11 protein-coding genes are annotated in these 12,962 nt (G+C 71.3%); 8 read left to right on the top strand and 3 right to left on the bottom strand.

The genetic code is table 11. The features are described 5' to 3' along the window. Nucleotides 1–19 precede the first annotated feature (19 nt). The gene (locus ACSU6L_RS32800) at nt 20–619 is read right to left on the bottom strand and encodes a hypothetical protein (RefSeq protein ID WP_437065135.1); all 600 of its coding nucleotides are present in this window, start codon (nt 617–619) and stop codon (nt 20–22) included. Between the two features lie 337 nt (nt 620–956). Here ACSU6L_RS32800 and ACSU6L_RS32795 point away from each other — a divergent pair, with 337 nt between their 5' ends. From ACSU6L_RS32795 to ACSU6L_RS32770, 6 genes are all read left to right on the top strand, one after another. After that, entirely contained in the window at nt 957–2,156 is a 1,200-nt protein-coding gene (locus ACSU6L_RS32795; protein ID WP_437062700.1) for a hypothetical protein, read from the top strand. A gap of 10 nt (nt 2,157–2,166) precedes the next feature. After that, nucleotides 2,167–2,760 (top strand): hemerythrin domain-containing protein, encoded by a 594-nt coding sequence (locus tag ACSU6L_RS32790; RefSeq protein ID WP_437062698.1) that lies wholly within the window; start codon nt 2,167–2,169, stop codon nt 2,758–2,760. Nucleotides 2,761–2,869: 109 nt separating this feature from the next. Further along, the gene (locus tag ACSU6L_RS32785) at nt 2,870–3,967 is read left to right on the top strand and encodes a carboxylate-amine ligase (protein WP_437062696.1); all 1,098 of its coding nucleotides are present in this window, start codon (nt 2,870–2,872) and stop codon (nt 3,965–3,967) included. Between the two features lie 176 nt (nt 3,968–4,143). Continuing rightward, on the top strand, nt 4,144–5,727 hold the full coding sequence (locus tag ACSU6L_RS32780; protein WP_437062694.1) for a SpoIIE family protein phosphatase: 1,584 nt from the start codon (nt 4,144–4,146) through the stop codon (nt 5,725–5,727). A gap of 67 nt (nt 5,728–5,794) precedes the next feature. Next, the gene (locus ACSU6L_RS32775; RefSeq protein WP_437062692.1) at nt 5,795–8,725 is read left to right on the top strand and encodes a SpoIIE family protein phosphatase; all 2,931 of its coding nucleotides are present in this window, start codon (nt 5,795–5,797) and stop codon (nt 8,723–8,725) included. A gap of 106 nt (nt 8,726–8,831) precedes the next feature. Further along, the gene (locus ACSU6L_RS32770; protein ID WP_437062690.1) at nt 8,832–9,599 is read left to right on the top strand and encodes a hypothetical protein; all 768 of its coding nucleotides are present in this window, start codon (nt 8,832–8,834) and stop codon (nt 9,597–9,599) included. On the opposite strand, the gene ACSU6L_RS32765 is transcribed toward ACSU6L_RS32770, so the two are convergent. Beyond that, nucleotides 9,574–10,083, bottom strand: a complete 510-nt coding sequence (locus ACSU6L_RS32765) for a DinB family protein (protein WP_437062688.1) — start codon at nt 10,081–10,083, stop codon at nt 9,574–9,576. The two genes, ACSU6L_RS32770 and ACSU6L_RS32765, sit on opposite strands and share 26 nt — an antisense overlap. A 147-nt stretch (nt 10,084–10,230) precedes the next feature. Here ACSU6L_RS32765 and ettA point away from each other — a divergent pair, with 147 nt between their 5' ends. Next, complete coding sequence (ettA, locus tag ACSU6L_RS32760; RefSeq protein ID WP_437062686.1) at nt 10,231–11,895, top strand: energy-dependent translational throttle protein EttA; 1,665 nt, start codon at nt 10,231–10,233, stop codon at nt 11,893–11,895. Between the two features lie 5 nt (nt 11,896–11,900). On the opposite strand, the gene ACSU6L_RS32755 is transcribed toward ettA, so the two are convergent. Further along, entirely contained in the window at nt 11,901–12,290 is a 390-nt protein-coding gene (locus tag ACSU6L_RS32755) for a RidA family protein (protein ID WP_437062684.1), read from the bottom strand. Between the two features lie 72 nt (nt 12,291–12,362). Between ACSU6L_RS32755 and ACSU6L_RS32750 the strand changes: the two genes are divergently transcribed. Next, a complete protein-coding gene (locus ACSU6L_RS32750) occupies nt 12,363–12,944 on the top strand; it encodes a DUF1360 domain-containing protein (RefSeq protein WP_437062682.1) in 582 nt (193 codons plus the stop codon). Nucleotides 12,945–12,962: the final 18 nt, after the last annotated feature.

The raw sequence follows: 12,962 nt of genomic DNA, 5'->3' as shown, positions 1-12,962 counted from the left end.
CCCCTCGGACCGGCACCCTTCACTCCGCTTCGAGCGCCACCGTCGTGGTGACCCGGACGAGCGCGGGTCGCCTCGGCACCGAACCGAAGCCGAAGCGCACGGGCGGTTCCACGATCGCCATGACACCGAGGTCGGCGCCCGCGAAGGACGCGGAGACGGCGCGGATCGGCCGCAGGTCCTGTGCGCCGTACCACTCGCGGCGGCCCGCGCGCGCACTGCCGCGGGTCCGCACTCCGGGCAGCAGCAGGCGGGCCGGCCAGTACGTGCACGCGCTCCACGCCGGACGGCGGGCGAGCGCGCCCGGCACGGCCCGCAGCAGGCAGCCCAGGGGCCCTCGCCGCCCGGTGAGGAAGCGCAGCTCGAGCGGGCCCGCGGTGACGGTCCAGGTGCGGTCCGCGACGCCGACCCGCACGGGGACGACGCGTACCGTCTCGAAGACGTAGGTGCCGCCGATGAAGTCGGCCGTCTCCTGTGTGGGGGCCATCAGCAGCCGTTCCCCGTCGGCCCGTTCCAGCATGACGTCGCTGAACGGGCCGAACGGTGTCCGCTGCCAGTGGCCGAGTACGACCCGCGTGCCGGACGAGGTGCCCAGGCCGGCGATCCAGCCCTCGAAGCGCAAGGCCGGGTGCCGTACGGCCGGCTCGGGAACCGGTGGCACCGACAGCCGTACCCGCTGCTCCGCTCCGTGCTCCGCCACAGGCGGCGAGTCCCCCTCGACCGGGAGCCGGAAACGGGCGGGGCGGGCAGGCGCCGGCGGCACATGGCCCCGGTGCCGATCGGCGGGGCTGAACAGCCGAAGGGGCTGCTCGAACGGAGGGCCTGTCCGGGCGTCCGGGCGTGTGCGGTGGCCGCGGTGGCGGGCCGGCTGAAACATGACGGGCGTGCCCTGGCGTCGCCACGCAGTGCGGCGACGGGGGCATTTCGCCCGCCTGGCCTGTCACGAGGAGCGCTCCCCCATGACCTTCAATCCTCTGGAGCAGCGGGGCATCCCGCTGGACCGTCAGCTGCGCAACTGGCGAGAGCTGAACGTACAGCCGGTCGATCCGGACCGCTGCGACCCCTACACCCGCTGCCGCGTCATCACGATGAACGGCATCGAGGTGGAGGCGATCCTCTTCAGCCACCAGCTCGCCCGCAACACGGTCGACCCCGAGGTCAAGCGGCAGCTGGCGCGTACCCGCTACATCGAGGCCCAGCAGCAGAAGGCCGTCAACTGGCTGCTGCCCGGTGTGTCCTCGGTGCTGGAGACGACGATCGCCTACGAGCAGGTGGCGGTGGACCTGACGTCGTGGGTCGCGCGCATGGAGCCGGACCCGTATCTGAAGCAGGCGTACGAGTTCGGTGTGCTCGAGGACTTCGACCACCTGTACCGGTACGCGAACCTGTACGAGATGATCGAGCACCGCAAGGCGGAGTCGATCGTCGACGGGCTGACGGAGGTCATGCCCGGCCGGCCGACGAAGTTCCACCACCGGGACCCGGTCGACAACGTGCGCGACCCGTACGCCAAGGACGAGACGAACCCGCTGTCCAAGCTGCACGCGCTGACGATCATGTCCGCGGAGCAGCAGACCATGAACTTCTACATGAACACCGGCCCCACCTACATGGAGCCGATCGCCCGGCAGCTCTACCAGGAGATCGGGCTGATCGAGGAGGAGCACGTCACCCACTACGAGTCCCTCGTCGACCCGGGTGAGACGTGGTGGGAGCAGCTGGTCAACCACGAGTACAACGAGTGCTACCTCTACTACTCCTTCATGGAGCAGGAGAGCGATCCCAAGGTGAAGGCGATCTGGGAACTGCATCTGAACATGGAGCTGGAGCATCTGCACACCGCCTGCGACCTGATGCGCCGCCACGACGGCCGGGAGCCGCAGGAGGTCCTGGCGCCCGAGCTGCCGAACGTGCTCACCTTCGAGCCGAACAAGCAGTACCTGCGGGAGCTGCTGGACACGCAGATGGACCTGACCACGCTCGGCGCCGGCTACGTCCGCGAGGCCCACGAGCGGTTCGAGAAGATGCAGGAGCAGATCCACGGCGGTGAGCAGCCGCCCAGCGAGCGGGTCATGGCGGAGCACGACGAGATGTTCGGCCGCGAGTACCGCGTCCAGTCCGAGGGCGAGCACCCCGACCCCGCCATGCGCGAGAAGTGAGCGGGCCGAGATGAGCGAGCTGCACACCCCGCAGGCCGGAGACGACCGGGCGAGGGACATCGACGTGGTGGCGCTGCTGACGCGCCAGCACGGTGACATCCGGAATCTGTTCGACGAGGTCGAGGCCTCAACCGGCGAGGAGCGCCGTGACGCCTTCCGCCGGCTCGTGCGGCTGCTGGCCGTGCACGAGACCGCCGAGGAGGAAGTCGTCCACCCCTTCGCGCGGCGGGCGACGCCCGGTGGCGGGCAGGTCGTCGAGGACCGCCTCGCCGAGGAACGGGCGGCGAAGGAGACGCTGGCCGCCCTGGACGAGCTCGACACCGACGACCCCACGTTCATGCCGCAGCTGGTCAAGCTGCGCAAGGACGTCCAGGAGCACGCGCGGGCGGAGGAGCGCTACGAGTTCACGCACATCCGCCGCAGCACCGACGTCACCAACCTCGCCGCGATGGCCCAGGCCGTGAAGGCCGCCGAAGCCATGGCGCCCACCCGCCCGCACCCCGGTGTCGAGTCGGGAGCGGCGAACGTGGCGGTCGGGCCGATCGCCGCGCTCATGGACCGCACCAAGGACACCGTGCGCAAGGCCATGGGCAAGGGCGGCTGACAGACGGGCGGCAGCCCGGTCGTCCGGCCTGGGCTGCCGCTGGGGCTCCGCGACGGTTTTGCGAAGCGGTGACCGTGGCACTCGGGGCTCGCCGAGCGAAGGGCGAGCGATGGCGACGGTCGGCGTGGAAGAGGAATACCTGCTGGTCGATCCGGTCACCGGCATTCCGGTGCCGTATTCGGAGAAGGTGCGCATAGCCGCTGACCTGGCCTGTCACATGAGCGGGCGGGAAGTGCAGTGCGAACTGCTCCAGTCGCAGGTGGAGGTCGCCACGCCGGTGTGCGACACCCTCGACGAGGTCGGAGGGCATCTCCTGCGACTGCGGCAGGCCCTGGCGGCCGGCGCCGGGACACACGGTTGCCGTATCGCGGCCGTCGCGACTCCGCCGCTGCGCGATACGGATCATCCGGTGGCCGTCACCGACCACGCCCGTTACCGGGCCATGCTCGCCCAGGCACCCCAGCTGGTGGCGGAGCAGGTGGTGAACGGCATGCACGTGCACGTGGCCGTGCCCGGCCGCGAGGCGGGCGTGCAGGTGCTGAACCGACTGCGGCCGTGGCTGCCCACGCTGACGGCGATGTCGGCGAACTCCCCGCTGTGGGACGGCCACGACACCGGCTTCGCCAGCTGGCGCACCGTGATCTTCAGCCGCTGGCCGGTCGCCGGTCTGCCCCCGGTCTTCCAGGACGTCGCGGACTACGAGCGGCGCGTGCGGCGCCTGCTGGACTGCGGTCTGATCTCGGACACCGGCCAGCTGTACTGGCAGGCCCGGCTCTCGGACCGGTACCCCACCATCGAGGTGCGCTGCCCGGACGTACAGCTGCGGGTCGACGACGCGGTCATGTTCGCCGGTGTCGTCCGGGCGCTGGTGGAGACGGCACTCGCCGAGGCGGTCACGGACGCGCCGCGGCCGGACTGCGCCCCGGAGTTCCTGCGAGCCGTCATGTGGCACGCGAGCCGTCACGGCCTGAGCGGCACCCTGATCGACCCGAGCGGCACCGTGCGGAGCGCCGGCGACATGGTGCGCGTACTGCTGCGGCACATCGCCGCCGCGCTGGAGGCGTCCGGCGACACGGGCAGGGTCACCGCCCTGGTGAACCGGCTCCTGCGGCAGGGCACCGGCGCGGACCGCCAGCGCGCCGCCCTCGCCGCGGGCGGTCCGCGAGCGGTGATCGACCTGATCGTCGGCGAGAGCACCGCCGGCTGAACCGAGTGCCGGATCGGCGGCCGGGTACTCGCGCTGTACCGGTCTCGGGACCGTCCCTCCACGTCGGGCGTGCGTACACAGGCGGCGGAGAGAGACGATGAGAGGTCCGGGGCACGGAACCGGGCTGCCGCTCCACGGACGGCATGCCGGATCGGCGGCCGGAAGGAGCCGGGATCATGGGTGCGACCGAACCCTTCCGGGACGATCCCGGCACGTCGGAAGTGGTTCCGTCCAGCCCCGGCGGCCTGCTGGACGTGCTGAACGTGGCCGCCGTCCTCCTCGATGCCCAGGGCAAGATCGATCTCTGGAGCCCGCAGGCCGAGATCCTTTTCGGCTACAGCGCCGAGGAGGCGCTGGGCCGGTACGCGGCCCAGCTGCTGATCGACAAGGAGCACCTGGACTCGGTGCTGGCGCTGTTCGCCCAGGTCATGGAGGACGGCGATAGCTGGGCAGGGGTCTTCCCCATCCGGCACAAGGACGGCAGCACGCGCATGGTCGAGTTCCGCAACATGCGGCTGCAGGACGACCAGCGCGAGTACTGGGCACTGGGTCTGGCCACCGACCAGGTCACGCTGCGCCAGGTCGAGCGGAACCTGTCGCTGTCCGCCCAGCTGGTGTCCCAGTCGCCGATCGGGCTGGGCATGCTGGACACCGATCTCCGGTACATCTCCGTCAACCCGGCGGAGGAACGGATGAGCGGCGTGCCTGCGGCCGAGCACATCGGCCGCCACGCCCACGAGGTGCTGCCCTTCCTGGACGATTCGTTCGAGGCTGCCATGCGGGAAGTCCTGGCCACCGGCGTCCCCATCCTGGACCACTACATCGTGGGTCGCACGGCGGCCGACCCGGACAACGATCACGCCTGGTCGATGTCGTTCTACCGGCTCGAAGCGTCCAACGGGAAGGTGCTGGGAGTGGCCACCTCCAGCGTCGACGTCACCGACCGGCACCGCGCCGTGGAAGAGCAGCGCCGCACCGCCCTCACCCTGCAGCGCAGCCTGCTCCCCCATCCGCCGCCGCGGCGGCCCGGCCTCGACATCGCCTTCCGCTACCGCCCCGCCCAGGCGACCATCGAGATCGGCGGCGACTGGTTCGACGTCATCCCCCTGGCCGGCGACAAGAGCGCCCTGGTCGTCGGCGACGTGATGGGCAGCGGCGTCACCGCCGCGGCCGCCATGGGACAGCTGCGCACCGCCACCAGGACCCTGGCCGACCTCGACCTGTCCCCCGCCCAGGTCCTGCACCACCTCGACCACATCACCGACGGCCTCGACACCATCGCCACATGTGTCTACGCCGTCTACGACCCGCACGCCGCACAGTGCCGGGTGGCCCTCGCCGGGCACCTGCCGCCCGTCTTCCTGGGCCCGGACGGCGGCAGTCGGCTGCTCGACCTGCCGACCGGCGCGCCCCTGGGCGGCTGCGGCGTCGCGTTCGACTCCACGACCATCGGCTTCGGCCCGGGCGACCAGCTCGTCCTCTACACCGACGGCCTCGTCGAGACCCGCGATCAGCCGATCGAGACCCGCCTGAACGTTCTCGTCGACATTCTCGACGGCTCCGACCTCTCACTGGACGCCACCTGCGACCGGCTTCTGAACACCCTGCGCTCCGAGGGCGACCACGACGACGTGGCACTGCTCATCGCCCAGGCCGCCCACATCCCTGCGGATGAAGCGCTCACCGGGGCCGAGAACGCGGGTGGAACCACGCAGGACCTCCGTCGCGCCGCGCCCGGCTGGGGTCCTGACCGGCCATGACGGCAGTCCCGGCACCGGTCCACACAAACGGGAGGTTGTTCACCATATGCCCGATTACCCTGGCCTTGTGGAGCCGTATCCGACGCCTCCGGGCAGCGATAACGGCGACCGGTCGCTGCCGATCGCCGGACTACGTCCGGAGATTCTCGCTTCCTGGCAGCGCTCGCTCTCTCTCGGCATCGACCGCGAGGGGGCGGCCCTGCCGATCGAGAGCGACCTGGATCCCGACTCCCGGCTGATCAGGGCTGCCACGCCGGTGCTCGACCGCCTATGTGAACGGTTCGCGGGCATATCGGTGACCGTGGCGCTGGCCGACTCACGGGCGAACATCGTGGGCCGGTGGGGCGATCCGGCGGGGCTGAGTCTGATGGACGCCGCCTCCCTGGTGCCGGGCGCCAATGTCGACGAGCGGTTCATGGGGACCAGCAGCGTCAGCATGGTGCTGAGCACCAGGGCGCCGTTCGTGGTCGTCGGCCACGAACACTTCCTGCACGGCCTCAAGGAGCTGACCTGCATGGCCGCGCCGGTGCGCGACCCGGTGGGCGGCACGGTGCGGGGCGCGGTCAACCTCGCCGTGCCCCGGGCGCTGGCCGACCCCGGCATGGCGCTGGTCCTGCAGGACGCCACCGAACGCATCGGGGAACGCCTGCTGGAGCTGAGCACGGCCCGCGAACGCGAGCTGATGCGCTCCTTCCACCAGTCCAGGGAGCGCGGCGGGCATGCCGAGCTGGACCTCGGCTCGGGAGAGCTGTCCCGGCTCGGCGGACCGGCGCCCCGGCTGGCCTCGCAGGAGCGGCTGACACTGCTGGAGCGTGCCGTCGAGCTGATCTCCTCGACCGGTGAGACATTCGCCGAGGTGCCGCTCGCGGGCAGTCGCGTGGCCGTGCTGCGCCGCCGGGAGCTGCACCACGGCGACGCGGAGGGCGCGGCGGTCGAGGTCAGCTTCGAGGACGCCGGTGGCACGCGGACACCGGGCCCCGCCACGGTCTCCGCCCCCGACGGCCGTCATGTGCCGCTCCTGAACCGGCCCGCCGAGGCGGCGGAGGCGAGTGCACCCGACGCGACGGCGGAACCGGACGCCGCCGCACCGACCGACGCGTGGCTGCTGCTGGTGGGCGAGCCCGGCGTCGGCCGGCTCGCCGCCGAGGCGCGCGGGCGGCTGTCCCTGCTGAACGAGGCGGGCAGCCGGCTCGGCACCACCCTGGACATGTGGCGCACCGCCGAGGAACTGGCGGAGATCGCCGTGCCGCGCTTCGCCGACCTGGTCGTCGTCGACCTGGTGGAGAGCGTCCTGGCGGGCGAAGCGCCACCGCCGGGACGGGTGCGCCCCGACGTGGCACTGCGCCGGGTGGCCGCCCGGACAAGCCTGGCCCGCACGGACGAGGCCGGGACGGACGAGGCCAGGACGGACGAGGCCAGGACGGACATTGCCGGTACAGACGAGGCCGGTACAGACGAGGCCCGAACATACGAGGAGTCCCGTGGCGCCGACTTCGGCGGCGTCAACGAGCCGGTCGGCTATCCCGCCGGTACGCCCCAGGCCCGCTGTCTGGATTCCGGGCAGCCGGTCATGGACTCGGTGCTGACCACCGCCCTGGCCGGGCACCCCGCCGACCGGGTGCACCCCGTCGACCTGCTCGGCGAGGGCGTGCACTCCTACCTGGGCGCTCCGCTGTCCGCGCGGGGCTCCGTGCTGGGCCTGGCGGGGTTCTACCGCCGCGGCAGGACGCGGCCGTACGAGGAGGACGACCTGACGCTGGCGGGTGAGCTGGCGGCCCGGGCCGCGATCAGCGTGGACAACACCCGCCGCTACTACCGGGAGCATCACGCCTCCCTCACCCTGCAGCGCAGCCTGCTCCCGCATGTCCTGCCCCAGCTGAGCACCGTCGATCTGGCCTCCCGCTATCTGCCCGCGGACGCCAGGGCGGGCGTGGGCGGAGACTGGTTCGACGCGATCCCGCTGTCCGGGATGCGCGTGGCGCTGGTCGTCGGGGACGTACCCGGCATCGGTCTGCAGGCGGCGGCGACCATGGGCCGGCTGCGTACGGCGGTGCGGACGCTGGCCGGGCTGGACCTGCTGCCCGAGGAGGTGCTGGCCCATCTGGACGACCTGGTCAGCCGCACCCCCGACGAATCGGCCGGCGAAGAGGACCCCGCGACGGGGACGACCTGCCTGTACGCGATCTACGACCCTGTGTCGTGCCGCTGTACGGCCGCCCGGGCCGGTCATCCGCCGCCCGCGCTGCTCACGCCGGGCGGGGAGGCGCGGCTGATCGACCTCCCGGCCGGTCCGCCGCTGGGGCTCGGCGGCATCCAGCCGTACGAGTCCGCCACCTTCGACCTGCCGGCGGACAGCCTCCTGACGATGTACACCGACGGCCTGCTCAAGGAGAGCCGCGGCTACGGGGACACCGACGCGCGCACCGGGCAGCTGCTGGCCTCGCTGGACCTCGCCGGTCCGGAGCTGGAGGACCTCTGCGACCGGGTCGCGGACACCCTCCCGCCCGGCGGCCCGCAAGACGACGTGGCCCTGCTGCTGGCCCGGGTGCACGCGCTGCCCGAGGACCGGGTGGCGTCCTGGGAGTTTCCGTCCGACTCCTCGGTCGTGGCACGGGCCAGGGAACTGACCCGCGCCCAGCTCGCCGCCTGGGACATGTCGGAGCTGGACTTCAACACCGGGCTGGTGGTCAGCGAGCTGGTCACCAACGCCGTGCGGTACGGCGGCTCCGGGCCGGTGGGCCTGCGGTTGCTGCGCGACGACTCACTGATCTGCGAGGTCTCCGACCGCAGCAACACCTCCCCGCGCATCCGCCGGGCGGCCACGACCGAGGAGGGCGGGCGCGGCCTGTTCCTGGTGGCGCAGTTCACCAAGAGCTGGGGCGCCCGCTTCATGCCGCAGGGCAAGACGGTGTGGGCCGAGCAGCTTCCGCAGCCGGAGCAGCCCGCGTCGGAGACGGACGAGGAGGCGCTGCTGGCCATGTTCGACGACCCCGGCTGATCCGTCCGCTCCGGGGCCGGGCCTGTTCGGGGGCCTGTCCTGTTCGGGGGCCTGTCCTGTTCGGTCTTGTCCTGTTTGGTCTTGTCCGGTCCGGGCCGGACCGTGGGTGGTCTATCGCGAGCCGTGGGACCGTGACGCCCGCGTCCGCGCACGGGCCGCCTCCGGCGGCAGTGTCTCCCCCTTCGCGAAGGTGTCCGCGAACCTCGCCGCTCCCAGTGCGGCCGTCGCCGCGGCGGTGGCGCGGTCGACGTCCAGGCGTTCCGCCGGCGGGAGCGGGGCGCCGGTGGCGGCGCGGGCGGCGGCAGCCGAGCCGAGGAGGAGAGCCGCGGCCTCCGAGTCGTCCGCGATGGCGTGGGCGGCCGCGAGGCCTTCGAAGGGCGAGGGCGACGGCCCGTGGGTCGCCCGTGGTGAGAGCCGTTTCATAGCCCGCGTCCTGGTGGGCCAGCGCGCCCCGCGCGTCGCCGCGCAGCTCGGCGACGAAGCCCAGCTCCGCCATGATCAGTGCGTTGGCTCCGTCGAGACCGACCTGGCGGTGCCAGTCCAGGACCGTGCGCAACCGCGCCTCGGCCTCGTCGAGCAGCCCCTCGCGGCGCGCGCCGAGTCCGAGCCCCAGCTCCGCGTTGATCTCGCCCGCGCGGAAGCCGAGTTCGGCGGCGAGGCGCCGGGACCGCTCGTGGTACTCCCGGCGGCCTTCGCCCTCGCGACAGCGGCCCTGGTGGCGGCACTGCTGCGCCACGTCCCACCGATCGGAGCGACCGCCCCGGCTGAGACACCGCCGGAACCGAAGCCGGAGCCGGAACGGAAACCGGAGCCGGGACCGAGCCCGGAGTCGGCACGACCGGCGGCACTCAGCCCTGGTCGGCCGAGCCGCTGAGGATCTGCTCCCGAAGGATGTCCGCGTGGCCGCAGTGCTGGGCCAGTTCACGCAGGGCGTGGAGGTAGACCCAGCGCAGCGGCAGCGGGCCCCGGCGGTTGCCCCGCAGGAGATCGTCCAGCGTGAGCTCCGCCGTGGCCCGCCGGGACGCCTCGCAGGCCTGCCGATACGACTTCTGGACGGAGGCGATCGTGTCGGCGTCGTCGAGGTCGAACGACTCGTCCGGGGTCTCGGGAATGCCGATCTCCGCACGGGACCGGCAGGTGATCGCCTCGTCGAACCAGACCTTCTCGACGAACGTGGCGTGCTTGACCAGGCCCAGCAGCGTGGTCTTGGAGGCGACCAGCGACCGGCGCGCCTGTTCCTCGGTCAGCCCGTCGAGACTGTCGTGCAGCGCGGACCGGTGCTCATCGAGGAACGTCTCGAACTGCTCGCGCAGCGTCGCGTGGAAGACGTCGGGCTCTAACGACGGATGGGAAGTCATGGCCGCCACGATAAGCCGGCCGTGGTGGCGGTGACGTGGCGGTGCGGCGCGGTGCGCGCTCGGCGTGCAACGCGGCGGAGTTTCCTATGCTTATAGGCTCAACTTGCTTGACGGAGACGGCAACTGACTCACCCTTAGACTCTGCGCATGGCTGAGCTCATCTACAGTATGCGTAAGGCGCGCAAGGCGCACGGTGACAAGGTGATCCTCGACGACGTCACCCTCGGGATGTACCCAGGAGCGAAGATCGGCGTCGTCGGGCCGAACGGTGCCGGCAAGTCGACCGTGCTGAAGATCATGGCCGGCCTGGAGCAACCGTCCAACGGTGACGCCTTCCTGTCCCCCGGTTACAGCGTCGGCATCCTGCTCCAGGAGCCCCCGCTGAACGAGGAGAAGACGGTCCTGGAGAACGTCCAGGAGGGCGTCGCGGAGATCTGGGGCAAGGTCCAGCGCTTCAACGAGATCGCCGAGCAGATGGCGACCGACTACTCGGACGCGCTGATGGACGAGATGGGCAAGCTCCAGGAGGAGCTTGACCACGCCAACGCCTGGGACCTGGACGCCCAGCTCGAGCAGGCCATGGACGCCCTGGGCTGCCCGCCCGGCGACTGGCCCGTCACCAACCTCTCCGGTGGTGAGCGCCGCCGTGTCGCGCTGTGCAAGCTGCTCCTGGAGCAGCCCGACCTGCTGCTGCTCGACGAGCCCACCAACCACCTCGACGCCGAATCGGTGAACTGGCTGGAGCAGCACCTCGCCCAGTACCCCGGCACCGTCGTCGCCATCACCCACGACCGGTACTTCCTCGACAACGTCGCCGAGTGGATCCTGGAGCTGGACCGCGGGCGCGCGATCAGCTACGAGGGCAACTACTCGACGTATCTGGAGACCAAGGCTTCCCGTCTGAAGGTCGAGGGCCAGAAGGACGCCAAGCGGCAGAAGCGGCTCAAGGAAGAGCTGGAGTGGGTGCGCTCCAACGCCAAGGGCCGCCAGGCCAAGTCCAAGGCGCGTCTGGCCCGCTACGAGGAGATGGCCGCCGAGGCCGACAAGATGCGGAAGCTGGACTTCGAGGAGATCCAGATCCCGCCGGGCCCGCGTCTGGGCAACGTGGTCGTCGAGGTCAACAACCTCAGCAAGGCCTTCGGTGACAAGGTCCTCGTCGACGACCTCAGCTTCACGCTGCCGCGCAACGGCATCGTCGGCGTCATCGGCCCGAACGGCGCCGGCAAGACCACGCTGTTCAAGATGATCCAGGGCCTGGAGGAGCCGGACTCCGGTTCGATCAAGGTCGGCGAGACCGTGAAGATCTCGTACGTCGACCAGAGCCGCGAGAACATCGACCCGAAGAAGACGCTGTGGGCCGTCGTCTCCGACGAGCTGGACTACATCAACGTCGGCCAGGTCGAGATGCCGTCGCGGGCGTACGTCTCGGCGTTCGGCTTCAAGGGCCCGGACCAGCAGAAGCCGGCCGGTGTGCTCTCCGGCGGTGAGCGCAACCGGCTGAACCTGGCGCTGACCCTGAAGCAGGGCGGCAACCTGCTGCTCCTCGACGAGCCGACCAACGACCTCGACGTCGAGACTCTGTCCAGCCTGGAGAACGCGCTGCTGGAGTTCCCGGGCTGCGCCGTCGTCGTCTCCCACGACCGCTGGTTCCTCGACCGCGTCGCCACGCACATCCTCGCCTACGAGGGTGACTCCAAGTGGTTCTGGTTCGAGGGCAACTTCGAGTCCTACGAGAAGAACAAGATCGAGCGGCTCGGCGCCGAGGCGGCCCGCCCGCACCGCGCCACCTACAAGAAACTCACGCGCGACTGAGCATGTCACGCGGTCGGCCGCCGTGCGTACACCTCTATCTCGATCTTCATCCGGGGATCGGCGAGACCGCACACGAGCATCGTGGCGGCCGGCCGGACGTCGCCGAAGCAGCGGCGCAGGACGGGCCAGCAGGGCTCGAAGTCCTCGCGGTCGGGCAGCAGGTAGCGCACCCGCACCACGTCGGCGAAGGTGCACTTCGCCTCGGCCAGCGCGGCCCCGATGTTGCGCAGGCACTGTTCGGCCTGCTCCACCACGTCGTCGGAGATGGTCATGGTGGTGTAGTCGAACCCGGTCGTCCCGGACACGTGCACCCAGTCGCCGTCCACCACGGCACGGGCGTAGCCGATCTGCTCCTCGAAGGCCGAGCCGCTGAGGATCGCGCGTCGCTCTGTCATGCGCCGCACGCTAGGTGACCAGCGGACATACGTCTAATACACGCACAGGCATGAGTCGATACCTCCCAGCGTATGGAGGCCGCCGCCGTCCGGCGTGTGGCCGTGGCCGCGGCCGGGCACTCGGGGCTGGTTCGCGGGAACCCGGAGGACGGGAGGGCGGTCACGGTGGACGACGAGCGGTACGACGACGAGGGTGGTGTGCCCCTCGCGGGCTACGCGGGGCTGATGGGCGGCTTCGCGGCGGGTGCGGCGGCGTACGCGGTGGTGTTCCGGCTGCTCGGCCGGCGGCCGCCGGAACAGGTGCCGCCGTGGGACGTGGCGCTGCTGGGCACGGCGACGTTCAAGGTGGCGCGGCTGCTGTCCAGGGACAAGGTGACGGGCGTCGTGCGGGCGCCGTTCACCCGCCGCGAGGGGGAGGGCGAGGCCGCCGAGGTCATGGACGTGCCCCGGGAGGGCGGTACGGCCCGGCGGGCGATCGGTGAACTCGTGTCGTGCCCGTTCTGCATGGCCGCCTGGGTGGGCGCCGGACTGACCGGCTACTACGCGTGGGCGCCGCGGGCCGCCCGCCTGGTGTGCGCGGGTCTGAGCGCGATCACGGTGGCGGACTGGCTGGAGTACGCCTGGACCGGGACGCAGCAGGCCGTCGAGGGCTGACGGGCGAGTGAGGGCAGG

This window comes from Streptomyces sp. enrichment culture, assembly GCF_964272855.1.
In the GTDB taxonomy this organism is placed as follows: Bacteria; Actinomycetota; Actinomycetes; order Streptomycetales; family Streptomycetaceae; genus Streptomyces.
This window is presented reverse-complemented; position numbering and strand designations above follow the sequence as displayed.